The organism is Rhizobium sp. AP16 (assembly GCF_000281735.1).
GTDB classification, from domain to species: domain Bacteria; phylum Pseudomonadota; class Alphaproteobacteria; order Rhizobiales; family Rhizobiaceae; genus Rhizobium; species Rhizobium rhizogenes.
The window spans coordinates 87,847-112,561 of sequence record NZ_AJVM01000016.1 but is presented as its reverse complement, the minus strand read 5'-3'; the positions used below and the strand labels follow the sequence as shown (position 1 = coordinate 112,561).

The 24,715-nt window shown below is 60.4% G+C and carries 26 protein-coding genes; 15 read left to right on the top strand and 11 right to left on the bottom strand.

All coding sequences use genetic code 11. The features are described 5' to 3' along the window. Position 1: 1 nt before the first annotated feature. Complete coding sequence (locus tag PMI03_RS09470; RefSeq protein WP_007692336.1) at positions 2-361, bottom strand: SRPBCC domain-containing protein; 360 nt, start codon at positions 359-361, stop codon at positions 2-4. Further along, positions 358-672 carry a helix-turn-helix transcriptional regulator gene (locus tag PMI03_RS09465; RefSeq protein WP_007692334.1) on the bottom strand — a complete coding sequence of 105 codons (315 nt, stop codon included), beginning with the start codon at positions 670-672 and terminating at the stop codon, positions 358-360. Before PMI03_RS09465 ends, PMI03_RS09470 begins: the two co-directional genes overlap by 4 nt. A 120-nt stretch (positions 673-792) precedes the next feature. Between PMI03_RS09465 and PMI03_RS09460 the strand changes: the two genes are divergently transcribed. Both PMI03_RS09460 and PMI03_RS09455 read left to right on the top strand, forming a co-directional pair. Next, complete coding sequence (locus PMI03_RS09460; protein WP_007692332.1) at positions 793-1,179, top strand: cupin domain-containing protein; 387 nt, start codon at positions 793-795, stop codon at positions 1,177-1,179. A gap of 141 nt (positions 1,180-1,320) precedes the next feature. Next, the gene (locus PMI03_RS09455; protein ID WP_039973726.1) at positions 1,321-2,259 is read left to right on the top strand and encodes a LysR family transcriptional regulator; all 939 of its coding nucleotides are present in this window, start codon (positions 1,321-1,323) and stop codon (positions 2,257-2,259) included. Here PMI03_RS09455 and PMI03_RS09450 read toward each other — a convergent pair. Both PMI03_RS09450 and PMI03_RS09445 read right to left on the bottom strand, forming a co-directional pair. Next, the gene (locus PMI03_RS09450) at positions 2,210-2,944 is read right to left on the bottom strand and encodes an SDR family oxidoreductase (RefSeq protein ID WP_007692328.1); all 735 of its coding nucleotides are present in this window, start codon (positions 2,942-2,944) and stop codon (positions 2,210-2,212) included. The genes PMI03_RS09455 and PMI03_RS09450 overlap by 50 nt on opposite strands. A 193-nt stretch (positions 2,945-3,137) precedes the next feature. Then, on the bottom strand, positions 3,138-4,013 hold the full coding sequence (locus PMI03_RS09445; RefSeq protein ID WP_007692326.1) for a LysR family transcriptional regulator: 876 nt from the start codon (positions 4,011-4,013) through the stop codon (positions 3,138-3,140). Between the two features lie 243 nt (positions 4,014-4,256). Between PMI03_RS09445 and PMI03_RS09440 the strand changes: the two genes are divergently transcribed. Further along, a complete protein-coding gene (locus PMI03_RS09440; RefSeq protein WP_081500799.1) occupies positions 4,257-5,507 on the top strand; it encodes an MFS transporter in 1,251 nt (416 codons plus the stop codon). 36 nt (positions 5,508-5,543) lie between these two features. On the opposite strand, the gene PMI03_RS09435 is transcribed toward PMI03_RS09440, so the two are convergent. After that, on the bottom strand, positions 5,544-6,416 hold the full coding sequence (locus tag PMI03_RS09435; RefSeq protein ID WP_039973724.1) for a DMT family transporter: 873 nt from the start codon (positions 6,414-6,416) through the stop codon (positions 5,544-5,546). A gap of 255 nt (positions 6,417-6,671) precedes the next feature. Between PMI03_RS09435 and PMI03_RS09430 the strand changes: the two genes are divergently transcribed. Beyond that, positions 6,672-7,871, top strand: coding sequence for an MFS transporter (locus tag PMI03_RS09430; protein ID WP_007692320.1), 1,200 nt, complete (start codon positions 6,672-6,674; stop codon positions 7,869-7,871). A gap of 126 nt (positions 7,872-7,997) precedes the next feature. Beyond that, positions 7,998-9,251, top strand: coding sequence for a flavodoxin-dependent (E)-4-hydroxy-3-methylbut-2-enyl-diphosphate synthase (gene ispG / locus PMI03_RS09425; protein WP_007692318.1), 1,254 nt, complete (start codon positions 7,998-8,000; stop codon positions 9,249-9,251). Positions 9,252-9,270: 19 nt separating this feature from the next. On the opposite strand, the gene PMI03_RS09420 is transcribed toward ispG, so the two are convergent. Together PMI03_RS09420 and PMI03_RS09415 are read right to left on the bottom strand one after the other, a co-directional pair. Beyond that, positions 9,271-9,912 (bottom strand): LysE family translocator, encoded by a 642-nt coding sequence (locus tag PMI03_RS09420; protein WP_007692316.1) that lies wholly within the window; start codon positions 9,910-9,912, stop codon positions 9,271-9,273. A gap of 126 nt (positions 9,913-10,038) precedes the next feature. Next, positions 10,039-10,953 (bottom strand): polyprenyl synthetase family protein, encoded by a 915-nt coding sequence (locus PMI03_RS09415; protein WP_007692314.1) that lies wholly within the window; start codon positions 10,951-10,953, stop codon positions 10,039-10,041. A 181-nt stretch (positions 10,954-11,134) separates the two neighbouring features. On the opposite strand from PMI03_RS09415, the gene mtgA reads away from it, so the two are divergent. The 3 genes from mtgA (at position 11,135) to rpmF (ending at position 13,005) form a co-directional block, all read left to right on the top strand. Then, complete coding sequence (mtgA, locus tag PMI03_RS09410) at positions 11,135-11,881, top strand: monofunctional biosynthetic peptidoglycan transglycosylase (protein WP_039973723.1); 747 nt, start codon at positions 11,135-11,137, stop codon at positions 11,879-11,881. A 111-nt stretch (positions 11,882-11,992) separates the two neighbouring features. Continuing rightward, the gene (locus tag PMI03_RS09405) at positions 11,993-12,640 is read left to right on the top strand and encodes a glutathione S-transferase family protein (RefSeq protein ID WP_007692311.1); all 648 of its coding nucleotides are present in this window, start codon (positions 11,993-11,995) and stop codon (positions 12,638-12,640) included. Positions 12,641-12,819: 179 nt separating this feature from the next. Continuing rightward, on the top strand, positions 12,820-13,005 hold the full coding sequence (gene rpmF, locus PMI03_RS09400; RefSeq protein ID WP_006724402.1) for a 50S ribosomal protein L32: 186 nt from the start codon (positions 12,820-12,822) through the stop codon (positions 13,003-13,005). A gap of 351 nt (positions 13,006-13,356) precedes the next feature. Here rpmF and phaR read toward each other — a convergent pair whose 3' ends face one another. Further along, positions 13,357-13,929: a polyhydroxyalkanoate synthesis repressor PhaR gene (gene phaR, locus PMI03_RS09395; protein ID WP_007692303.1), complete on the bottom strand. Its 573-nt coding sequence runs from the start codon at positions 13,927-13,929 to the stop codon at positions 13,357-13,359. A gap of 240 nt (positions 13,930-14,169) precedes the next feature. On the opposite strand from phaR, the gene PMI03_RS09390 reads away from it, so the two are divergent. After that, entirely contained in the window at positions 14,170-15,351 is a 1,182-nt protein-coding gene (locus PMI03_RS09390) for an acetyl-CoA C-acetyltransferase (protein WP_007692300.1), read from the top strand. 123 nt (positions 15,352-15,474) lie between these two features. Next, complete coding sequence (gene phbB, locus PMI03_RS09385) at positions 15,475-16,200, top strand: acetoacetyl-CoA reductase (RefSeq protein WP_007692299.1); 726 nt, start codon at positions 15,475-15,477, stop codon at positions 16,198-16,200. A gap of 44 nt (positions 16,201-16,244) precedes the next feature. On the opposite strand, the gene PMI03_RS31595 is transcribed toward phbB, so the two are convergent. The 3 genes from PMI03_RS31595 to PMI03_RS30940 all read right to left on the bottom strand — a co-directional run bounded on the left by PMI03_RS31595 (position 16,245) and on the right by PMI03_RS30940 (position 17,050). After that, positions 16,245-16,418: a hypothetical protein gene (locus PMI03_RS31595; protein ID WP_007692298.1), complete on the bottom strand. Its 174-nt coding sequence runs from the start codon at positions 16,416-16,418 to the stop codon at positions 16,245-16,247. 174 nt (positions 16,419-16,592) lie between these two features. Beyond that, positions 16,593-16,847, bottom strand: a complete 255-nt coding sequence (locus PMI03_RS09380; protein WP_007692297.1) for a YMGG-like glycine zipper-containing protein — start codon at positions 16,845-16,847, stop codon at positions 16,593-16,595. 47 nt (positions 16,848-16,894) lie between these two features. Then, the gene (locus PMI03_RS30940; RefSeq protein WP_007692296.1) at positions 16,895-17,050 is read right to left on the bottom strand and encodes a DUF3309 family protein; all 156 of its coding nucleotides are present in this window, start codon (positions 17,048-17,050) and stop codon (positions 16,895-16,897) included. A 1,285-nt stretch (positions 17,051-18,335) separates the two neighbouring features. Between PMI03_RS30940 and PMI03_RS09375 the strand changes: the two genes are divergently transcribed. From PMI03_RS09375 to PMI03_RS09355, 5 genes are all read left to right on the top strand, one after another. Then, complete coding sequence (locus PMI03_RS09375) at positions 18,336-21,491, top strand: helicase-related protein (protein WP_039973714.1); 3,156 nt, start codon at positions 18,336-18,338, stop codon at positions 21,489-21,491. 3 nt (positions 21,492-21,494) lie between these two features. Further along, positions 21,495-21,899 (top strand): RNA-binding S4 domain-containing protein, encoded by a 405-nt coding sequence (locus tag PMI03_RS09370; protein ID WP_007692294.1) that lies wholly within the window; start codon positions 21,495-21,497, stop codon positions 21,897-21,899. Positions 21,900-22,110: 211 nt separating this feature from the next. Next, entirely contained in the window at positions 22,111-22,449 is a 339-nt protein-coding gene (gene fdxA / locus PMI03_RS09365) for a ferredoxin FdxA (protein ID WP_007692292.1), read from the top strand. Between the two features lie 398 nt (positions 22,450-22,847). Continuing rightward, positions 22,848-23,420 (top strand): CarD family transcriptional regulator, encoded by a 573-nt coding sequence (locus tag PMI03_RS09360; protein ID WP_007692291.1) that lies wholly within the window; start codon positions 22,848-22,850, stop codon positions 23,418-23,420. 406 nt (positions 23,421-23,826) lie between these two features. Further along, on the top strand, positions 23,827-24,687 hold the full coding sequence (locus tag PMI03_RS09355; protein ID WP_007692290.1) for an RNA polymerase factor sigma-32: 861 nt from the start codon (positions 23,827-23,829) through the stop codon (positions 24,685-24,687). The last annotated feature ends 28 nt before the right edge of the window (positions 24,688-24,715 follow it).

Below are 24,715 nucleotides of genomic sequence, written 5' to 3'. Positions count from 1 at the left end.
GTCAGGCAGCGAGCATGAGAGGCGGGCTGTTGTTGTTTCCGGCGGCCCTCGTCATCCGGTCGAACCTCATGTCCGTGAGTTCGTGGATGATCCACAGGCTGGTTCCCCCGGTCGCGTTCGGGGTAATCCTGAATGTCACGGTGCTTTCGAGGAATGGCGGTGCGTTGTCGCGCATCCTGTAGCGAACCTCCTCGCCGGGCGTGACAGAGGTCGCCTCGGGATCTGCCAACGCTTCCTTCGGCAACCAGCTTTCGCGAAACTCCGGAATGCTGATTGCGCGCCAGACCTTTTGTGGGGGCTCATCAAGTTCATACTCAAGCGCGATCCCGGTTTTCGGCTCCTTGGTTTTTTCGTCGTTCATTGGTCCATATCCTTCAGCAATAGCTTGAGAGCGTCGATGCGCGCGGGCCAATAGGCGCGATATTTCGCCAGCCACTGCGCGATGAGAGCCAGCCCATCCGGATCAACCTCATAATTCACGAAGCGCCCCTGTCGTTCTTCCTTGATAAGCCCGGCGCTGCGAAGAGCCGAGAGGTGCTGGGACATTGCCGGCTGGCTGATCTCCATGCCCTCGCGCAGGGCGCTGGCGTTCGTGCTGCCTGCCGCCAGCTTTTCAAAGATTGCTCGTCGGGTCGGATCAGCCAAAGCTCGGAATATGTCGTTCTCTATCATGACAACACATAAGCACGCACTTATGCGATTCGCAAGGCCTTTCTCTCTTTGCACAAACGTTCAAGATCGATCCAAGGCTGCGGTTCATAACCCCCTTTCCTGTATTCGAAAGGGAAGACCATGACAGACGCAACCGCGGCATCGACCAGGCAGCCCATCAACTTCCAGGAAAAGCTTGGAAAGCTTCAGGGGTTCTGGCAACCCCATGTCATCGCCGAGATGAACGACTATCAGTTCAAGCTCGTCCGCATCGAGGGAGATTTCATCTGGCACGATCATCCAGAAACCGACGAGACCTTCATCGTTCTGGAGGGGCAGCTGCGGATCGATTTTCGCGATGGTGCCGTCCATGTCGGACCCGGCGAGATGTTCGTCGTCCCGAAGGGCATGGAGCACAAGCCTTTCGCCGAGAACGAAGTCCGGATGATGCTGATCGAACCGCGTGGCACCTTGAACACCGGCCATGAGGGCGGCGACAGGACAGCGCAGAACGATCTCTGGATATAGAAGGTATTCTGCCGCGCTCGGTCGCACAGGCCGGGCTTGTTGACGGCGATGTCGGCGATGTGGCAGCGTTCCCGGTAGTGGGCGCCGCCTCGTCATCTTGACGCTGCGGTGCCAGGCCCGAAACAAATGCGGCGCGTCCCGATGCATCCTCGACTTCTCAAGACATTCATCGCGGTTGCCCGGAGCAAAAGCTTCACCCGGGCAGCCGAAGAGGTTCATCTGGCGCAATCGAGCGTCAGTGACCAGATGCAGTCGCTGGAGGCTGAGCTGGGCACGGCACTTTTCACCCGCTCGAAGCAGGGTCTGGAGCTGACGCAGGCGGGTGAGACACTGGTTTCCTATGCGCAGGAGATATTGGCGCTGACTGATGAGGCGCGTTCTGCCGTCGCGGCAACTGCCGGGCATGAGGCCGGATCGGTGTCGATCGGCGCGCTGGAGACGATTGCCGCCGTCAAGCTTCCGGCATGGCTCTCCGCGTTCCAGAACAACCATCCCGATATCAATCTCCGGCTGAAGGTCGCCGGCAGCGGCGATCTCCTGCGAAAGCTCGAGAGCGGCGAGATCGATGTCGCCTTCTGTTTCGATCACGGTGGTCTGGACGCGCGTTTCGTCAGCCGTGTAATCGCGACCGAGCCGCTGATCCTTGCGACGCCGCCTGCGGGAAAATTCGCAGCGGGGAAGCCGGATTTGGCCGAACTTGCCGCGATGGACTTTCTGACGACCGAAGTCGGCTGCGCCTATCGGGCCATGTTCGACAAGGCGTTCGCCGAGGCTGGCATGGTGGCCCCGAAGCCCGCCGCCGAGGTCGGCAGCATCGGCGCGATCGCGCGGCTGGTGGCGGCCGGCGCCGGTATCGGGCTGGTGCCGTGCCTTGCAGTTGCCGAGGCGCTTGATCGCGGTGAGATCAGTGAATTGCCATGGCCGGGGCCGACGCAAACGGTCTCGCTGATGATGATCTGGCGGCGGCGGCGCGTGCAGCCGCCAGCGCTGAGACAGTTCCTGGAGGCTGCGAGCGACCACTTCACGCCGGCTAGATCAGCCGATGTCCGCCTTCGACATGCAAGGTCGTCCCCGTCGTAAAGCCGTTGCCCATCAGATAGGTGATAGCGTCTGCGATATCCTCCGGTTGCCCGACGCGCCCGACCGGCAGCCGCCTTGCCATGGCGTCCAGCGTCTCGTCCTTCCTGTCGCCGGCGACAAATGTCCAGATGGGTGTGTCGACCCAGCCGGGCGAGACGACATTGACGCGGATCGGCGCCAGCTCGACCGCCAGCGCTCGCACCAGCCCCTCGAGCGCTGCATTAACGGCGGCAACGACCGACCCTCGCGCCGATGGGCGATAGGCTGCGATGCCGGAGGTGAAAGTGATGGAGCCGGTAGCGGAAAGCTTTGGCGCGCCATATTTGGCAAGCAGCAGCGGCCCGTAGAATTTGCTCTCCACGACCCGTTGCGCGGCCTTCAGATCTAGCGCCGGCAGCAATTCATAGGCGCCTTCGATATCGGCGGCGGTGCTGACGATATGATCGAGCCGGCCGATCCGCTCGAACAGCGCAGCGACCTGCGCTTCCTGCGTGATATCGACCGCGACCGTGGAGAGGGCCGGATTTTGCACTTCCGCACTGGCACGCTGAAGCCTGTCCTTGTTCCGCCCGGCGATGATAACCTCTGCGCCGGCGGCAAGCCCGTATCTTGCCAGCGCCAGACCCATCCCGGAACTGCCGCCGACGATGAGGATTCGTGAGGTTGTGATGTCTGCAAGTGCCATGTCTTTTGGTCCCGAAAGTGAGTGATTGCGGGCAGAAACTTGGCAGAGAGGTGCGGGGAGGGGAAACGGGAAAAAAAGATAGTGTCATCGGAGATTCCGATGATGGTCGCCGACGATAGGATTGGCATCGTGAGCGAAGGCGACGAAAAATTACCCGTGCAGTCAAGCTGCCGTCTTCCGCGACGGAAGCCCTTCATTCGAGGCTCCGCATTTCGGTATCCATCCAGCCACAGAATTGCCGGACCGCTCTCGATTCCGAGCGACGGCGGTAAAGATATGTTCCGGTCTCGACCGGCTCATATCCCGGCAGGGTCACCAATGCGCCCGATTTCATTTCCCTGCCCGTGAGAATCGTCGGCGCGAGCACCATCCCAAGGCCTGCCACACAGCCAAGAAGAGCAGCGTCGTCCGTGTCGAAGGCATGGGTGAGGGAAAGGTCTGCCAGCGGAATATTAAAGGTCTCGCACCAGAGCTTCCAGTCCCAGTTTCCCAGAGAGCATTGAAGAGCCGGTATGTCCGCAACGGCAATCTCCTGACCGGTATCTCCTGCCAGCAGACGCGGAGAAACAACCGGGCGGCGCAGGTCGCGAGCAAGGAATTCCCATCCCTCGGCCGCTACTCCCGCCCGGAAATAACGGATGCTGACATCGGAGTCGGGGACGGCCGGGAAACCTCGCGCAGAACTCGTTTCCACTCGAACGCGGACCTGTGGGCAGAGCGCGCGAAACCGATCCAGGGACGGGATAAGCCAGCGCAGCGCTAGCGACGTCGTCGCATGGACGCTGATTTCGCTTTCGTCGCGATAAAGGGCGTCGGCTGAACGCTCGATGAGCCCGATCGCCGGCGCGACCTCCTCATAGAACCGCCGTCCCACGTCGGTCAGGGAAGCGGTGTTGTTTCCACGGCGGAAGAGGCTCACCCCAAGCTCGTCTTCGAGCTTTTTGAGCTGGTGGCTTACCGCGCCAGAGGTAACGCCGAGTTCGGCACCGGCGGCCGTCAGGCTCCCAGTGCGTGCCGCGATCGCGAATACCCTGATGGCATTGAGAGAGACGCGATGCTTTTCCTGCATGAATTTTCCTCAGGCTCCCCTCAAATTCCTCGTTTGAGCATCACACGAAAATCTAGCACAAGCGAACGTCAAAAGCCCTTCAGAAACTGCGACGCGATCAAGCCGATTTTACACCAACACTAAAGCCATCGCATGGGTAGCGGCTGGAACAGCATTATTTTCTTTAGTCTTCGCCCGCTGACGGAAGTGCAGTCCTTTCGTCATGTCTCAGAAACAAAAGCTACTCGTGTCCAAAGGCCCTTGATGCTTCCCCTTCTACGCCGCTCCCGCGACTCGATTATGCTTTCCGCGCCGATTGCCGGGATGCGATTCCGCTCGCCCACAGCCCGCGCTGTTGCTGCCCTATCTCTGACCCAACTCATTGGTTGGGGCGCCACGTTCTATTTGCCCGCGGTCACAGGACCTGCCATGGCCGGCGAACTGGGCATGGCGCTGCCGATGGTCATGGCGGGACCGACGGTTATGCTTGTCGTCATGGCCATGGTGTCCTGGCCGCTGAGCGCAATCTTCGAGCGCCATGGCACGCGGCCGATCATGGTATTGGGATCGTCCCTGGGCGCAGCCGGCCTGCTGGTCATGGGGCTGGCCAATGGTCCGGTGTCCTTCGTCCTGTCGTGGCTCATTCTCGGCCTCGCCGGTGCCTGTATGTTATCGACACCGGCGCAGATCGCGGTGACGGAGATCGCCGGCGAGAAAGCCCGCCAGGCGCTCGGTGTGCTGATCCTGGCCGGCGGGCTGACACCAACCATCGTCTGGCCGCTGACAGGGCTTCTGCAGGCTCAATGGGGCTGGCGCGCGACGACGCTGGCCTATGCCGCCGTCACGCTGATTGTCTGCATGCCACTGCATTGGGCCACGCTTGCCCGCCGGCCTGGGCAAAAATCGATTACCAAGACGGAGGCCGAACCTGCCCTTATCGACTGCCCCCGCTTCGTCCTGCTGGCTGCGAGCTTTGCCGCCAATGGTTTCGTGACCTGGGGTTTTGCCCTCACAATCGTCATCCTGTTCGAGGCTGCAGGCCTCGATCACGCCAGTGCGTTGGCGGTCGCGGCCTTCATGGGGATTGCTCGATGGGCGGGGCGCATGATCGATTCCCTCGGTGGGCGGCGTTGGTCGGGCTTCATCATCGGTCTTGCCGGCTCTGCCCTGTTTCCGTTGAGCTTCATCGTTCTTCTGCTGACCAGCAACTTCGTCGGCGCCATGCTGTTTGCCACGCTCTACGGCATTGCAAGCGGCGCCACCGCCGTCACCCGCGCCACGCTGCCGCTACAGATTTTCCCCACCGGCGCCTATGCTCGCGCATCGGCGCAACTGGCCGTGCCGCTCAATCTTTCCTTTGCTGCGGCACCGCCGGTCTTCACCGCCATCCTGACCTCCGCCGGTCCCCACGCTGCTCTGTGGCTGGCCTTGGTCATCTCGATTTTTGCCTTCTGCACGCTTCTCGGCCTTTTGCTGTTACACCGGCGAATGAATCACGCATCACAACAGACCTGAAGCCTGAATGTCGATTGAGCTTGATGCCGTTGCCGTTCAAGCCGCCGACACCCGCCGCCGCTTCCGTTCGCTGACGATGATGATCAGCCCGGCGCTGAGGATCAGGATTGCGCCCATGAAGGTATTGATCTTGGGGACGTCTCCCCAGATGAAATAGCCGAGCCCAAAGGCCCAGACGAGCGAGGTGTATTCGAATGGCGCGAGCACCGAGACCGGGGCCTGGCGCATGCCTTCGAACAGCGCCAGTTGGCCGATACCCGCGAAGATGCCGGTAGCGCAGAGCAGGATGAGTTCGTAAGCCGTCGGCGTTTTCCAGTGCAGGATCGCCATCGTGCCCGTCATCAGGATCAGCATGATATTGGAAACGGCCATCTGGATGTGGCTCTTTTCATGCAGAGCGGTCTTGCGCAGCAGCACCATGCCCGTTGCCCAGAGAACGGCAGCCTGCAAGGCCAGATAGACCGGCCAGGAGATTGAGAGTCCCACGGGATTGGAAGCGATGACCACGCCGCAGAAGCCGACGCCGACCGCCATCCAGCGGGCGACGGTGACCTTTTCCCTAAGCACGATGGTCGCAAGGATCGTGCCGACGATCGGGGCGGCATAGTAGAGGGTGGTGACCTCGGCGAGCTGGAGATATTTGGCGGCCGAATAATAGGAGATCCAGGCGATCAGCAGCAGCATGCTGCGCACGATCATCGGCTTGACGACCGGCGAGCGCGCCACCTTGCGCACCAGCGACGGCCCCTCATAGAGGAAACAGCCGGCGAGAATGGCGCAGCTTCGAAGGAACAGGACCTGCCAGACCGGAATGGTGACGACGAGCAATTTCACCGCCGAGTCATGGGCAGTGAACAGCATATAGCCGAACGCCGTAAGCAGAATGCCGTAGCTGATGGGGTTTTTCACTAGAGCACCAAGGGGGAAGGCCGATGCGAAGCAGTCGAGGAATCTTGTCCGGCTCAAGCGATAGGAGCCTACCTTTTCGTCGTCAATAGGCCATATGAACGAGGCAGATCGGGTTGGAAATATTTATTCGTGGTTGTGGCTCCGTTGCCTCCGTTTTAACAGATGGTGATGAAACGTGACCGGTGCGCCTGTTTTCGGATATTGCGATTTCAATCGATTTAAATATGTTGCGAGCACTGATTTGGGGGATTTTCCATGAATGATATGATGCAATCCGAGAGTCTTCAGGCACGCAGAAGCGGATTCTTTACGAAACCGCGCGCGGCCGTCTCGCTGCTATTTCTGATGAATGGCTTCAGCGTCGGCTGCTGGGCGCCGAAGATTCCGGAATTTGCCGAGCGGCTGCAACTGAGCAAGTTCGAACTCGGCCTGATGATCCTGGTCTTCGGTGTCGGCTCGCTGGTGATGATGCCGATCGCCGGCGCACAGATCGCCGGACGCGGCTCGAAGATCGTCGTCAAGGCCTTCGCCGTGCTGCTCGTGCCGATGCTCCTCGCCATGACCTTGGTCGAGAGCGTGTGGACTGCGGCTATCGCCATCTTCCTGTTTGGCGGTTTCATCGGCGCCATGGACGTGGCGATGAATGCCAATGCCGTCTCGGTGGAAAAATCCATGCGCCGGGCCATCATGTCGTCCTGCCATGCCTTCTGGAGCCTTGGCGGTCTGCTCGGTGCGGCGATCGGCGGTTTCCTGATCTCGCATCTGGGCTACCTCGGTCACGCCGAGGTCGTCACCGTCCTTTCCATCCTCATCCTGGCTGTGGCATGGCCGATGATTCTCGGCGACCAGCCGCATCCGGACGAGGCGAAACCGAAGGCGCGGTTGCCGATGGTCCCGCTGCCCTGGCTGCTCGGCCTCATGGCATTGTTCTCCATGATGCCCGAAGGAGCGGTGCTCGATTGGAGCGCGCTCTATCTCAGCCAGGAAAAGGCCGCGTCGGTCACTCTGTCTGGTTTCGGCTTTGCGGCCTTCTCGCTGACCATGGCGGCAATGCGCTTTGCCGGCGATTTCGTCCGTGATCAGCTGGGTGCGGTCAAGACACTGCGCGTCTGCACGGTTTTCGCGATCGTCGGCATGGTGATCGCGGCGCTGGCGCCGAATGCGGAACTGGCCATTGTCGGGTTTGCGCTCTGCGGCATCGGCATTTCAAACATGGTGCCGATCGCCTTTTCGGCCGCCGGCAACATTCCGGGTCTGCAGCCGGGCATCAGCATCTCCGTCGTCACCACGCTCGGTTATTCCGGCATGCTGGTGGCACCCTCGGCGATCGGTTTCGCCGCCGAGCATGTCGGCTTCTCGCCGGTCCTGCTGGCGTTGCCGGTGCTGCTGCTCGTCGTGCTGGCGCTGTCATCGCTGGCGCGCTACGCCGACGGCATCGGCGAGAATTCGCATTAATTCGGCCGTCTTGACCTGTTATGGTCATGTTACAGCCTGAGAAAGTGATATCCGAAGCGGTTGACAACGACCGCTTCGTGATCCACCTGAAAGGCACTGATTACCTGAGGCTAACGAGAGTTTTCCATGTCGTCCGCCACCGATTTTGATCCGAAGCCGCGCCGTTCCTCCGTTGCCGTCGATGTCGGCGGCGTCATCGTTGGCGGCGGCGCGCCTGTGGTCGTGCAGTCCATGACCAATACCGATACCGCCGATATCGATTCGACGGTGGCGCAGGTTGCCGCTCTCTTCAAGGCCGGATCGGAGCTGGTTCGCATCACCGTCGACCGTGACGAAAGTGCCGCCGCCGTGCCGAAGATCCGCGAACGGCTGCTGCGGCTCGGCATGGACGTGCCGTTGATCGGCGATTTCCATTATATCGGCCACAAGCTCCTGGCCGACCATCCGGCCTGCGCCGAGGCCTTGGCGAAATACCGCATCAATCCCGGCAATGTCGGCTTCAAGGACAAGAAGGACAAGCAGTTCGCCGAGATCATCGAGATGGCGATCCGCTATGACAAGCCGGTTCGCATCGGCGTCAACTGGGGTTCGCTCGATCAGGATCTGCTGACGGCGCTGATGGACCAGAATTCCGCCGCCGGCTCGCCGCTCTCCGCCCGCCAGGTGACGCGCGAGACGATCGTGCAGTCGGCGCTGATCTCGGCCGATCTCGCCGAAGAAATCGGCCTGCCGCGCAACCGCATCATTCTTTCGGCCAAGGTCAGCCAGGTGCAAGACCTGATCGCCGTCTATTCCATGCTGTCTGAGCGTTCCAATCATGCGCTGCATCTCGGCCTGACCGAGGCCGGCATGGGCAGCAAGGGCATCGTCGCCTCCTCGGCCGCCATGGGCTATGTGCTGCAGCATGGCATCGGCGATACCGTCCGCGTCTCGCTGACGCCGGAGCCGAATGGCGACCGCACCCGCGAGGTGCAGGTGGCGCAGGAGCTGCTGCAGGTGATGGGTTTCCGTCAGTTCGTGCCCGTTGTCGCGGCTTGTCCCGGCTGCGGCCGCACGACGTCGACCGTGTTTCAGGAGCTGGCGCAGAACATCCAGAACGACCTACGCAAGAACATGCCGGTCTGGCGCGACAAATATCCGGGTGTCGAAGCGCTCAACGTCGCCGTCATGGGCTGCATCGTCAACGGTCCCGGCGAGAGCAAGCATGCCGATATCGGCATCTCGCTGCCCGGCACCGGTGAATCGCCCGCTGCCCCCGTCTTCATCGACGGCCAGAAGGCGATGACGCTGCGTGGCCCGAATATCGCTTCGGATTTCGAAGCGCTGGTCGCCGACTATATCGAGAAACGTTTCGGCCAGAAGAGCGTCGCGGCGGAGTGATCCGCCGCCAATCCTCCTCTTAGATGTTGCTGGTCAGCAGCTTGATGCCGGCGAAGCAATAGAAGCCGGCCATGGCGCCTTCGATCCACCGGCGCGCGCTCCTGTAGATCTTCAGCGCATGCGGCGTCGAGAACAGCACCGCATAGCCCATGAAGGCGACGAAGCCGGTTGCCCCGCAGACAGTGATGATCAGTATCGCGACCGAGCCTGGCGCGCCCTGCGGCATGCCGAGCGCGATGATGGCGAGCCAGGCGAAGATCGCCTTCGGATTGGTGACGTGGATGCCGTAGCCGCGCAGGATCAGCGACCTGAAGGTCGGTGCTTTTGCGTCCGTCACGGCTGTTTGCAAATCGCCGGCCGCGCGAGCCGCGCGCAATGCCTTGTAGGCGAGATAGAGCAGATAGAGTCCGCCGAAGATCTTCAAAACCTCCAGCGCCATCGCATAGGTCTGCAACAAGGTGGCAAGGCCGGCGGCAGCGGCGATCGCCCATGTCAGCGAGCCGCCGAAGATGCCGAGTGCGATCGTCATGCCCGCCTTGCGGCCGTGCGTCATCGACGTGGCGATAATGGCCATGACGGCCGGGCCAGGGCTCGCGACGGCGACGAGATAGGCGATATAGGCCGGCAGGATCTGCGGCAGATAGGCAAGCGCCTCATGCATGGGATGGCTCCGGGGGATTTCAGGCGACGATACCTGCCATGGAAACGCCTGAAGGTCACCCGTTTTTCGCGTGATTTCTTGTCATGGAGACATGTCCGGCGATCCGAAAGCGCCTGACGCGAAGGCTCAGTTCTTGCGGTTCGCCACGAACCGCGCCGTTTCCACCAGCACATCCGCCTTGTCGCCGTAACCGGACAATAAGCCCGCCGCTTCGCTCACCAGTCTCGCAAGCGTCGTCTCGGCCCACTCCCGGCCGTGCAGCGCCACCAGCGTGCCCTTGCCGCGGGCGGCATCCTTGCCGGTCGCCTTGCCCATGGTGGCGGCGTCGGCGGTGAGGTCGAGCAGGTCGTCGGCAAGCTGGAAGGCAAGGCCGATCTTTTCGCCGAAGCTGCGCAGCCGTTGACGGTCCCCGGCCGAGGCGCCGGCCATGATGGCGCCGGCTTCGCAGGCAAAGCGGATCAGCGCGCCGGTCTTCATGGCCTGCAGCGTGGTGATGCCTTGCTCGTCCGGTGTCACCTTCTCGGCGGCGAGATCGAGCGCCTGGCCGCCGGCCATTCCGCCGATGCCGGCGGCGCGTGACAGCGCCAGCACAAGCTCCATCTTGCGGTCTGCGGGCAGGTCCGTTTCCGGTGCGGCGATGATGTCGAAGGCGTAGGTCAGCAAGCTGTCGCCGGCAAGGATCGCGGTCGCATAGTCGAAGGCGATATGCACGGTCGGCTGGCCGCGGCGCAGATCGTCGTCGTCCATGGCCGGCAGGTCGTCATGCACCAGGGAATAGCAGTGAACGCATTCGAGCGCTGCACCGATCCGCAGCGCCGCATCGGCATTGCCGCCTAGAAGTGCTGCGGTTTCCATCACCAGAAAGGGCCTCAGCCGCTTGCCGCCGTTCAGCACGCCATGGCGCATCGCCTCGAGCAGGCGGGCGGGGCGGGCGATCTCGTCGTTCAGGCGGGCATCCGCGAGAAGCCGGCTCAACACAGCCTCGACCTTGCCGGCATTGTCTCTGAGGTGATGTTCGAAGGAGGAGATGGTGCTGTCCATGGCCGCTGTTTGGCATGAGTGCCGGTCGCTGGCAACGGGAATTGTCAACAGCCGAGGTGTGAATCTCGTCGCACTCTGGTCATCGCTTTGTGTAGACGGTATGACGATTGGAGCATTCCCAGCGCGTTCCCCGAATGTGCAAGGTGTGTTCCGGGATGGGGTGATGGTGGACCTTCGGCAATTGGACATATCGACGGACAGCGAGGAGGAAGCCGAGATGCCACGACGGTCGGCCCTGCTTGCGCGGTTTATGGCCCGTCCGCTCGCGCAGCGCATCGTCCTCGTCGTCGCCGGTGTGCTGCTGCTGCCCTATGTGCTGATCGTCTTCTACATCCTGCCCTTCGTTCATCCGATCTCGACCCTGATGCTGCGCGATGTCGTGACCTTTCAAGGGTATGACCGCCGCTGGGTTTCCTTCGACGAGATATCGCCGGTGCTGGTGCGGTCGGTCATGGCGTCCGAGGACGGGCAATTCTGCTTTCACGGCGGTGTCGACTGGGGCGAGATGCGCGCGCTCGTACAGCAGACGCTGAAGGGCCAGTCGACGCGCGGCGGCAGCACGATCCCGATGCAGACCTCGAAGAATCTGTTTCTCTGGAACGGCCGCTCTTTCGTGCGCAAGGCGATGGAACTGCCGCTGTCGGTCTCCTCCTCCTTCGTCTGGTCGAAGCGGCGGATGATGGAAGTCTATCTGAACATCGCCGAATGGGGGCCGGGCATTTACGGCATCGAGGCGGCCGCGCGCTATCATTTCAAGGTGCCGGCCTCGAAACTCAACGCGCGCCAGGCAGCCCTTCTCGCCGTCTCCCTGCCCAATCCGATCGACCGGGTGGCGAGCAAGCCGGGACGCGGGCTGCGTCAGCTCGCCTCGCTGATCCAGCGCCGGGCGGCGAATTCCGGCGAGTACATCAAATGCCTTTATAACTGATATCAGAACTTGTCGTTCGATTGCGTGACCGACATCTGGCATTTTCGGCTGGAATTATGACGCCGCTCGAACTGCGCCCGCCGGCCTTTCGGGGACTAGAAGGGACGAACCATGGACAGACTGACCCTCTACATCGGTAACAAGAACTATTCCTCATGGTCGTTCCGGCCATGGATCGCGCTGGAGGCGTGCGGTGTCCCTTTCCAGGAGGTGCTGATCCCCTTCGATTTCGAGGCCGGCAATCCGAGCATCCGCGCGGTCTCGCCGACGGGCAAGGTGCCGATGCTGGTTCATGGCGGGCTCAAGGTCTGGGAATCGCTGGCTATCATCGAATATGCGGCCGAGCTTTTTCCTGAGGTGGGGCTCTGGCCTGGGGATCGGCAGGCGCGCGCGGTTGCCCGGTCCTACAGCATGGAGATGCTGGCGGGGTTCGGCGCCCTGCGCGGCGCCTGCCCGATGAACATGCGCCGTCCGGTCGGCCGGCTCGACCTGCCGAAGGGCGTCCTGGACGACGTAGCGCGCATCGAGACGATCTGGCGCGGGGCGCGGGATCGTTCCGGCGGCCCCTTCCTGTTTGGCGCGTTTTCCGGTGCAGATGCGATGTTTGCGCCGGTGGTCAGCCGCTTCGAGTGCTATGACCTCGTCAACGCCGCCGACACGCTGGACTACATGGCAGTGATGAAGGCACTGCCCGCCTGGCAGAAATGGGAAAAGGCAGCCCTTGAAGAGACCTGGCGCGTGGCGGTGGACGAGGCTTGAACGCCGATTCGGCGTCAATCCATCTGAATCCGGTGGCGCGAGCAAAAAATGCTGTGAGGGACTGGTCAAAGCCCTGCAAGGTATGTATAAGCCCCACCAAATTCCGAAATTGATCCATGTCTGTTTCGGCCGCCTGGCTGGCCGCTGACATGTTTCGTCCGCAAAGTGGAGTAACGAAAATGGCTGTACCGAAGAGAAAAACAAGCCCGTCCAAGCGCGGTATGCGCCGTTCGGCTGATGCGCTGAAGGCTTCGACCTACGTTGAAGACAAGAACTCCGGCGAACTGCGTCGCCCGCATCACATCGACCTGAAGACCGGCATGTACCGTGGCCGTCAGGTTCTGACGCCGAAGGAAAGCGCATAATCTAGCGCTCCCCTAAGGGGTGAGATTGAAGAGGCTGGCGTTTCGCCGGCCTTTTTCTGTTTTGATCGGGTTGTATGGATGGAAGAAAAGCGGCCTGTTGATATGCCGAACCGCTGATACCCCCCTGTCACTTCGTGACATCTCCCCCAAAAGGGGGGAGATTGGTGGGAGGATGCCGCCCGCCACTCGCAAGGCGAAAAACTGCAGTCTCTGCGGATTCGATGTTCGTTCGAGATAAGAGGGTTCCACGAATTACCAAACTCCCTTTGTGGGGGAGATGTCACGTCAGTGACAGAGGGGGGTGAACACTCTCCGCAAATTCACAGCCGATTTTCTCGTGCGCTCTTTATCTCACAAACTATCCAGCTTGCTTTGCATGGCGCGGAGCTGCTCCTTCAGCTCGTCGATGTCCTTTGCTTCCGCCTTGCGGCTTTCCTTCGCCGGCGGTTTCATGAAGGGCGAGAACATCTGCATGGCCTGCTGGAACATTTCGGTGTTGCGGCGCACCTGTTCCTCGACCATCTGGATCGGCAGTTGCAAATTCTTGACGAGCGGCGTCTCGCCAAAGGCGCGGTTGATCTGTTCGCGCATCTGCACCTGCTGCTCGGTGAAGGAGCGCATGGAGTGCTCAAGGAAACTCGGCACGACCATCTGCATCTGATCGCCGTAAAAGCCGATCAGCTGCCGGAGGAAGGAGATCGGCAGGAGCGTGTTTCCGGTTTTCGATTCCTGTTCGAAAATGATCTGCGTCAGGACCGAATGCGTGATGTCTTCGCCGCTTTTCGCATCCTGAACGGTAAATTCTTCTCCCTTTTTCACCATTTCCGCCAGGTCATCCAAGGTCACGTATGTGCTGGTGCCGGTATTGTATAGGCGGCGGTTGGCATATTTCTTGATTACGATCTGGCCCTCATTCTTCGCCATTACTCAGTCTCCTGACCCCGTCTGATTGTATGGAATACTCCTCCATTACCAAGTGTAGACGCAAAAGAAGCTTGGTGACAATCGCTTTGTGCGATGCGGCAAGCCCTTTCTACTGGTTGTATTTTTCGTTGGTGGTGACGGGCTGGATGAAATATGGGCAACCGCCGTCTTGCAGTTTGACTCGGGCGCAAAGCTTTGACAGTTTCGCCTCATATATGTTCATCCTGTGAGGAGGCTTCCATGAGCAATCCATCCATCGTCATCGCCAGTGCTGCCCGCACCGCCGTCGGCTCCTTCAACGGTGCTTTTGCGGCTGTTCCCGCCCATGAACTCGGTGCTGCCGCCATCAAGGGCGCGCTGGAGCGCGCCGGCGTCGATGCCCAGGACGTCGATGAAGTGATTCTCGGCCAGGTGCTGCAGGCCGCTGAAGGGCAGAATCCGGCCCGCCAGGCCGCGATGAAGGCCGGTATCCCGCAGGAAGCGACCGCCTGGAGCGTCAACCAGCTTTGCGGCTCTGGCTTGCGCGCCGTCGCGCTCGGCATGCAGCAGATCGCCACGGGCGATGCCAAAATCATCGTTGCCGGCGGTCAGGAGTCCATGTCGATGGCCCCGCATGCCGCCCATCTTCGCGCCGGCACCAAGATGGGCGACATGAAGATGATCGATACGATGATCAAGGATGGCCTGACCGACGCCTTCTATGGCTATCACATGGGCATCACGGCGGAGAACATCGCCCGCCAGTGGCAGCTGTCGCGCGAGGAACAGGACCAGTTCGCCGTCGCTTCCCAGAACAAGGCCGAGGCTGCGCAGACGGCCGGGCGGTTCAAGGATGAGATCGTTCCCTTCACGATCCAGACCCGCAAGGGCGACATTATCGTCGATACCGATGAATATATCCGTCACGGCGCGACGCTGGACAGCATGGCTAAGCTGCGCCCGGCCTTCGACAAGGACGGCACGGTGACGGCGGCCAACGCATCCGGCCTCAATGACGGCGCCGCCGCCGCCGTTCTGATGTCCGAGGCGGAAGCCTCGCGTCGCGGCATCCAGCCGCTCGCGCGCATCGTCTCCTGGGCAACGGCGGGCGTCGATCCCAAGATCATGGGCTCAGGCCCGATCCCAGCCTCGCGCAAGGCACTGGAGAAGGCCGGCTGGTCGGTCGGCGAACTCGATCTTGTCGAGGCCAACGAGGCCTTTGCCGCCCAGGCTTGCGCCGTCAACAAGGATCTCGGCTGGGATACGTCGATCGTCAACGTCAATGGTGGCGCGATCGCCATCGGCCACCCGATCGGCGCGTCCGGTGCCCGTGTTCTCAACACGCTGCTGTTCGAGATGAAGCGCCGGGGTGCCAAGAAGGGTCTCGCGACACTTTGCATCGGTGGCGGCATGGGTGTTGCCATGTGCTTCGAGGCGTTCTGAGGCGTTTCGCGCGTCAGCGCCGCGCAAGACGGTTTCGAATAATTTTCCAGAAGAAACGATGAAGGCGGAGCGGACGACCGAAGATCGGTCGTCCCGTCCCTGCCGCAACAAGGGGAGTGGCACATGAGCAGAGTGGCGTTGGTGACGGGTGGGACGCGCGGCATCGGAGCAGCGATTTCGATGGCGCTGCGCAATGCCGGCTACAAGGTCGCGGCAACCTATGCCGGCAACGAGGAGAAGGCCCGGGCTTTCCACGAGGTGACGGGTATTTCCGTCCACAAATGGGATGTGACCGACTACGAGGCTTGCGGCAGAGGTATCGCCAAGGTGCAGGACGAGCTTGGTCCTGTCGAGATCCTCGTCAACAATGCCGGCATTACCCGCGACGCCATGTTCCACAAGATGACGCCGCAGCAATGGAATGAGGTCATCAATACCAACCTTACCGGCCTGTTCAACATGACGCATCATGTCTGGCAGGGCATGCGCGACCGAAGCTTCGGCCGTGTCATCAATATCTCGTCGATCAACGGCCAGAAAGGCCAGATGGGCCAAGCGAACTATTCCGCCGCCAAGGCCGGCGACCTCGGCTTCACCAAGGCGCTGGCACAGGAAGGGGCGGCCAAGAACATCACCGTCAATGCCATTTGCCCCGGCTATATTGGCACGGAAATGGTGCTCGCAGTGCCGGAAAAGGTGCTGAACGAGCGCATCATTCCGCAGATCCCCGTGGGACGGTTGGGTGAGCCGGAAGAGATCGCGCGCGTTGTTGTCTTCCTTGCCGCCGATGATGCCGGTTTCATCACGGGATCGACGATCAGCGCCAATGGCGGCCAGTTCGTCGTTTGAGCATGGGAGTGACAAGTTGGCTGATTGTCGGGAGTGTCCGGCAATCAGTTCCGGCCTGAATTCCCGGAGCGCTGCTGCCTGGGTTTGAATTCCAGGATGACGGGCTTGAACACCATCCGGCGCATTTCCCTGTCACGCACCCGCGAGGCGTAGATCAGCACGACGAAGCTGGTGCCGACGAGAGCGAGCGCTGCGGTGCCTGCGATGATTGCAATCATGGTGTCCGTCCCTTTTCAAAAACGTTGACCCATCCCTGCGCGATCGGCGCGGGTGCTTGTATTCGCCAGAAAATTCCGGTTCGAAGTTTTCGGCATGACCATTTGGCTTTCACGGCCGGTCGTCAACAACGTGCTGACGGCCGGCCGTGAAATCTGTCTTAGCCTGTCATTGCCTTAGCGGCAGCGAGCCTCGTAGCGGCTGCCGTAGCGGTCGCGGTAGACGCAATAGCCGCGGCGCTCATGAGACCGGCCGATGAGGTTGCCGACAACACCGCCGGCCACGGCGCCGACTGCGGCACCACCCCAGCTATTGGTGGCAACACCGCCGATGACTGCGCCGGTTCCGGCACCGATGGCCGTGCCTCTCTCCGTGGCACTGCATGAGGCGAGTGCGCCCACGATGGCGATCGCGACGATGATTTTTTTCATGGTATTTGCTCCCTGGTATGACGAGGTTTTCAACGTTATCAGCCCGATCAGATCCGGCCCATCAGCAATAGAATGAGAACAATGACAAGAACGAGGCCGAGACCGCCGGATGGACCATATCCCCAGCTTCGGCTGTAACCCCAGCTCGGGAATGCACCGATCAGCATGAGAATCACTATTATGAGTAAAATGGTACCAAGCATGGCTTATTTCCTCCGCGTCCAGCGCTTGAAGTTCCCGCTGGCGTGAGACTTCACTCCAGTGGTTGCTCCAATCGGTGTGCCCATTTACCTCGTTTATACAAAACGGGCGGCGCACCGTGTTCGCTACCCGAAGAAACTCGCGCCGCACGAAATTGTTCCGGCTCAGAAATAACCGGCGATGTGAGGACGCGTCGGCAGGACGATGCAAAGGTTAACGGAGCAGCGCATCGCGCGCGCGAAAATGCCCTTCGACGACCTCTTCTTATGGTTAAAAATTTATTTAAATACAATATGTTGCGGTGAACGAAACGGGAAGATGGGCCTGTCCGCGATTCGTCAGCGATTCGTTCTGCATTTGGGCTTTGGTTAACGCCGGTAGGCGATTGGGCCTCGAAGCGATGATTGCCTTCCGATATGTGGGCATTTGGCCCGATCGCCGCAAGGTAGTGCTCCATCGATGGAAATCGTTAAAATCGCGCGCTTTCGGGCTCGTCCACTCCGTCAGCCCATTCTCCATCTGGATCGGCTTCCTCGTCCGATCGCTACATGTAGCCGTGAACAAATAGAATACAGCGCGGAATCAGCGATTCGTCGCCGATTCGTTCCGGCTTCGGTCGAGGTGTTAACGGGCGCAATTATTGCGGGAATTTATTGATTTATTTTATTCGACTTCGCTTAAAGGTTAATTGCAATCCACGATTCGGGCTGATTCTGCGCTTCAACCATCCAGAGTCCTGTGTGTTTCCTCCGTAAATGCGCTAGATATTGTGGAGAACAAAGGCAGAATCCGAGGAAGTCGGTGATTCGTCGCCGATTCGTTCCGGCTTTGACCCGAATCTTAACGGGGCGCTTTCGCGAGCCGGATTCGTAAAGGAAGTCGCCATATTTACAAATGGTTAACCATGTTTTGCAAGGTGAACTCGATCCCTGCCGAATAGCCGATTGACTCTCCTCTCATCGGAAAAGCGGGTGAAAAGACGATTCAGCATCTGGTGGGACTCTATGAATCAAAATCCATATGTTGTAGTGAACAAAATGGGAACTCTTCAGAGTCAGCGATTCGTCGCTGATTCGTTCTCAAGCTGTTCCGGACTCGTCGGGACTCGCCTGGGATGTAGCGATAATGTAGCTTTTGGTTGAGCTTGTTATTTATGAAATCGAATGTTGCGGCGGTTGTTTTTTGATTCAGGTCTTGCCTTTGTCACATATGGTCGTCATCTCTTCTTCTCTTCCCAGGGGAGCTTGCTGATCGCAAGACAGTGGTTTCTCGCCCATGCATGGACCTATGACTCAGACCTCGCAGCCAATGATCCTGAGCGGACGCGGCGTAACCGCGGTGCTCGGACCGACCAATACCGGCAAAACCCATTACGCTATCGAGCGCATGGTGGCGCATGGCAACGGCGTGATCGGCCTGCCGCTGCGGCTGCTGGCGCGCGAGGTCTATACGCGTGTCGTCGAGAAGGTCGGAGTGCAGAATGTTGCGTTGGTCACCGGCGAAGAGAAGATTTCGCCGCCCAATGCGCGCTATTCGGTCTGTACCGTCGAGGCCATGCCGCGCGAGACCCGCGCCTCCTTCGTTGCCATCGACGAAGTGCAGCTCGCCGGCGATCTCGAGCGCGGCCATATCTTCACCGACCGTATCCTGCATCTGCGTGGCCGTGACGAGACGCTGCTGCTCGGTGCCGGCACGATGCGGCCGATCCTTGAACAATTGCTGCCGGGAATTACCGTCGTCGAGCGGCCCCGCCTGTCGCATCTCTTCTATGCCGGGCAGAAAAAGATCACCCGCCTGCCGCAGCGCACCGCGATCGTTGCCTTTTCCGCCGACGAGGTCTACGCCATCGCCGAGCTCATCCGCCGCCAGCGCGGCGGGGCGGCCGTCGTGCTCGGCGCTCTCAGCCCGCGCACCCGCAACGCCCAGGTGGCGCTCTATCAGGCCGGCGACGTCGAATATCTGGTGGCGACCGATGCGATCGGCATGGGCCTCAATCTCGATGTCGATCACGTTGCCTTTGCCCAGGACCGCAAGTTCGACGGCTATCAGTTCCGCAATCTCAACCCGGGCGAACTCGGCCAGATTGCTGGTCGTGCCGGCCGCCATCTGAAGGACGGTACCTTTGGCGTGACGGGGCAGGTCGATCCCTTCGACGACGAACTAGTGCGGCGCATCGAGGGTCACGAGTTCGATAATGTTAAGGTGCTACAGTGGCGCACCAAGCAGTTCGATTTTTCGTCGATCGCTTCGCTCCGTGCGAGCCTTGAGGAGGCGCCCCGAGTACCGGGCCTGACGCGCGCGCTGCCGGCGGTCGATCAGCAAGCGCTGGAAGCGCTGTCGCGTGATCTGGAGACTGCCGATCTCGCCAGCAGCCCGGCGCGGGTCGAAAAATTATGGGAAGCCTGTGCGCTTCCCGACTATCGGCGTATTACGCCCGCCCAGCATGCCGATCTTATCGCTACCCTCTTTTCCGACCTCGTTCGCTATGGCACGGTAAAGGAGGAATTTCTTGCCGAGCAGGTGCACCGTGCCGATCGGACAGATGGTGAGATCGACACGCTTTCGGCGCGAATCGCGCAGATAAGAACTTGGACCTATGTGTCGAACCGGCCCGGTTGGCTTGCCGATCCGACACACTGGCAAGAAAAGACGCGGGAAATCGAAGATCGATTGTCCGACGCGTTACATGAAAGGTTGACGAACCGCTTTGTTGATCGCAGGACATCTGTGCTCATGAAGCGCCTGAGAGAGAATGCGATGCTGGAAGCTGAAATCAGTGTGAATGGGGATGTCTTCGTTGAGGGGCATCATGTGGGACAGTTGACCGGATTCCGGTTTACGCCGGTCTCGGGAACCGAGGGGCCGGACGCCAAGGCAGTCCAGACCGCCTCGCTAAAGGCGCTCGCGCTGGAATTCGAGGCGCGCGCCGCCCGGATGCATGCGGCCGGCAATAGCGATCTGGCGATCAGTGCGGACGGTCTCGTCCGTTGGCTCGGCGATCCCGTGGCGCGTCTGTCGGGTAGCGATCACATCATGCGGCCGCGCGTCATCCTGCTCGCCGACGAGCAGTTGACGGGCAATGCGCGTGATCATGTCGCCGCGCGCATTGAGCGCTTCGTGAACCATCATATCAGCACGGTCCTGAAGCCGCTCGACGATCTGTCGCGCGCCGAGGACCTGCAGGGGCTTGCCAAGGGGCTGGCCTTCCAGCTCGTTGAAAATCTCGGCGTTCTGTTCCGCCGCGATGTCACCGAAGAGGTGAAGTCGCTGGATCAGGATGGCCGTGCCTCGATGCGTCGCTATGGCGTTCGCTTCGGCGCCTATCATATCTTTGTACCCGCCCTGTTGAAGCCGGCGCCGGCCGAGCTCATCACTCTGCTCTGGGCGCTGAAGAATGACGGACTCGACAAGCCAGGCTACGGCGACCTGATCCCGGTGCTTGCCGCCGGCCGGACCTCCGTCGTCACCGACCCGACCTATGAGCGCACCTTCTACAAGCTCGCCGGCTTCCGTTTCCTCGGCAAGCGCGCGGTGCGTATCGACATCCTCGAGCGCCTGGCGGATATCATTCGTCCGCTGCTGCAATGGAAGCCGGGTCAGGCGTCGCGTCCGGAAGGCGCTTATGACGGCCGCCGCTTTACGACGACGACGGCGATGCTCTCCATCCTCGGCGCAACGCTGGAAGACATGGAAGAGATCCTCAAGGGTCTAGGCTATCGCGCCGATGCCGTGAAGGCAGAGGATGCGACGTCCTACCTCGCACAGCAGGATGCTTCCTCGACGCCGGCTTCGGCGCCGCAGGCCGCGGAAGCTGCTGCCGATCATGACGATGCCGATGGCGCCAGCGACGAGCCGGCCGCGGAAAGCGAGACCGTTGCCGAGGGCGCAGCCACGGAAGCGCCTGCCGCTGAAGCTCCGGCGGAACCGGTTGTTGCCGCTGCTGCTGTTGAATCTGTGGAAGCCTCTGCCACCGACGCTGCTGATGCCGAACCGGTCGAACCGAAGCCGGTTCTGCTCTGGCGTCTTGGCGGACGCAACGATAACCAGCAGCGCCAGGGTGGACGTGGCCAGGGTGATCGCCGCGGCCAGCAGGGCCAGGGCGAAGGACGTGGTCATCAGGGCAATCGCCGCAACAGCTCAGGTGAACAGCAGCCGAGCGGCGAAGGCAATCGCGAAGGGCGCGAAGCTCGCGGCGACAATCGCGGCCCGCGTGGCAACAACCGCGACGGCGGCCGTCCTCAGAATCAAGGCAACCGCCCCGAACGCGGCGACCGTCAGGATCGCGGCGAGCGGAAAGAGCGCAATGACCGGAACGACCGCAACAATCGTGGCGCGCCGCAGCCACTGCGTTTCGAAGCCAAGCCGCCGCGCAAGGAAAAGCCGATCGATCCGGATTCTCCCTTCGCCAAGCTCGCGGTGCTCAAGGAGCAGATGAAGAAGTAGGCCATGACGGACGAAAGGCAGTCATCTTCCGGTTCGCGACAGCGCATCGACAAGTGGCTGTTCTTCGCCCGTATGCTGAAATCCCGTTCGCTCGCGCAGGTTTATGTCCAGAAGGGCAATGTGCGGGTGAACGGCGAGCGGATCACGCAGCCGAGCCACGGCGTCAAGGCGGGCGACCGTATCGAGCTGTCGTTGGAGCGGCGCGACGTCATCCTGATCGTGCGCCTGCCAGGCGATCGCCGGGGTCCTTTCGAGGAAGCGAGGCTGCTTTACGAGGACCTGACGCCACCGCCGGACCCGACAAAACGCTTCACGCCATTCGAGCAGGCACTGCGTTCGCCGGGCAGTGGACGGCCGACGAAACGCGAACGGCGCGCCATTGATCGGCTCACTTCCGGCGACGAATAGAAAACTCTGTCGCCCTCTGGGATTTTTCAGGATTGTTTATCCTTGAAATTGGCTGTCAAAGTGGATACCTGACGGTCAACCCGTTGGTAATCCGGCCGGGCGGCATGCTTGTGCTCAGCACATCCGCTTGTCCGTTCCGGCTTCCGGGGGAAAGGCGCGACGTTCCAGGTTGCCCGTCCACGGAAAATGAGAGTCATTCCTGGAGTGCTTCATGACATATGTCGTGACCGACAATTGCGTTCGTTGCAAATACACCGACTGCGTGGAAGTCTGCCCAGTCGACTGCTTCTACGAAGGTGAGAATTTTCTTGTCATCCATCCGGACGAGTGCATCGACTGTGGTGTTTGCGAGCCGGAATGTCCCGCCGAGGCGATCAAGCCCGATACGGAGCCGGGCCTCGATAAGTGGCTGAAGATCAATGCGGACTACGCGGCGATCTGGCCGAACATCACGGTGAAGCGCGACGCGCTGCCCGAGGCCAAGGAATTGGACGGCGAAGAAGGCAAGTTCGAGAAGTATTTCTCGGCTAATCCCGGCGCCGGCGACTGATCGAAGGCCGTGACAGGCAATCGATAAGGGTGTAGTCGGTTGTCATCGAGACGAATCATCGCCGTTGGCTTGCTGAGCGGTCAACGTGGCCGTTTTGCCGCGTGTAAAGCAAATTATTGATTTCCTCAGATTTTTGTGATATCTTCTTCACACTGATCCACTGCGGCATTTCGCATGCCCTGAACCATCACGAAAGCAAATAACCAATCCGTACGCGGTTTCCTTGACATATCAACGATTTGAGTTGTCGGGTCGGGGATCGCGATGAACGGATTTCTTTTTTTATGCGTATGGTTGGAACAGAATGAAGTCACCCCGACGGTGCTTCCGTCTCATCCGGGCCTGACTGACCCGGCCCCGGCCCTCACCGGGTGCGTAACAGGGAGTTTTTGAAAAGAATGACGACCCAGCAGAAAAAACCTTCAGCAGCACGCCATGGCTTCAAGACTGGTGAATCGATCGTATATCCCGCTCATGGCGTTGGTACGATCACCGCGATTGAAGAGCAAGAAGTCGCAGGCATGAAGCTTGAGCTTTTTGTAATCGACTTCGAAAAAGACAAAATGCGTCTGAAGGTGCCTGTGGCCAAGGCCATGAGCATTGGCATGCGTAAGCTTTCCGAGACGGATTTCGTCGAACGGGCGCTGAAGGTCGTCCAGGGCAAGGCCCGCGTCAAGCGGACCATGTGGTCGCGTCGCGCCCAGGAATATGATGCCAAGATCAATTCCGGCGATCTGATTTCCATTGCCGAGGTGGTTCGCGATCTCTATCGCGCCGAGAACCAGCCGGAGCAGTCCTATTCCGAACGTCAGCTCTACGAAGCCGCGCTCGATCGCATGGCGCGCGAAATCGCCGCTGTCAACAAGATGTCCGAAACCGAGGCCGTTCGTCTGGTCGAGACCAATCTGAACAAGGGTCCGAAGCGCGGTAAGGTCGTCGAAGAAGACGATTCCCAGGACGAAGCAGCATAGGACGAAAGTCAAAATACCACATCCAAAAAACCCGGCCCTCGTGCCGGGTTTTTTCTTTGGAACCTTTTGCGATCTGCCGCGTTTAAGCCACGTGTTTGCGGCTGGTGTGAGTTTTCTCGTGGAGTGAACTCTCGGACTAGCCGTTCCCCCCTGACGCTCATGAGGGCCGGCCGATGCATTCTGATAGGAAATTTCCTGGCGATCTAAAGTTGTTTCCGTTGCCAGGTTATTTCGATGACATTGAACTAGACCGGTAACCGACCGTCCGGTTCTGGACATCGGTCTTCTACAGAATTCCATTCATAGCTTTTCATCCGCGCAGCGATGTTCGGAAACGATATTTGCTGCCTTTTCCGTCGACCCGCGGCACAGAGATGATTTTGAGGCCGAATTTAGGGAGATGCATATGAATATGTCTGCAGATCGGCGTATGATAAAGATGGCGATGGCCGCTCCCTATCTCGCCCGTGACGAAGAGCACGATCTTGCCATTCGCTGGAAGGACCACGAGGATCGTGGCGCCCGCAACAAGATCGCCACCGCCCATATGCGCCTGGTGATCTCCATGGCGGGGAAATTCCGCAATTTCGGCCTGCCGATGAGCGACCTTGTACAAGAAGGTTATGTAGGGCTCCTGGAGGCGGCGGCAAGGTTTGAGCCGGAGCGGGAGGTGAGATTTTCCACTTACGCAAGCTGGTGGATCCGCGCTTCGATCCAGGATTACATCCTGCGCAACTGGTCCATTGTGCGCGGCGGGACGAGTTCGGCGCAGAAGGCGCTGTTTTTCAATCTCCGCCGCCTGCGCGCCAAGCTCGCCAGGGGCAATACCGGCGTCACCGTCCAGTCCATCCATGAGGAAATCGCCGTCGCCCTCGGGGTCAGCCTCTCCGACGTGCAGACCATGGATGCCCGCCTTTCCAGCAATGACGCCTCCCTGCAGGCGCCGTCGATATCCGGCGATGCCGAAAGTGCCGAACGCATGGATTTCCTGATCAGCGACGAGCCTTTGCCGGATGAGCAGGTCTCCAACATGATCGACGGCGAACGCCGCCGCGTCTGGCTTGCTTCCGCGCTGAAGCATCTGAACGAACGCGAAATGAAGATTATCCGCGCGCGCCGTCTGGTGGAGGATGGCGCGACGCTGGAGGAGCTGGGCGCCGATCTCGGTATTTCCAAGGAACGTGTCCGTCAGATCGAAAGCCGCGCCATGGAGAAGCTCCGCAGCGCCCTGGTCGATGCCGATCCACGCATGGCAAGCTATGCGTGACATCCTTCTCCCCTCGGGGAGAAGGTGC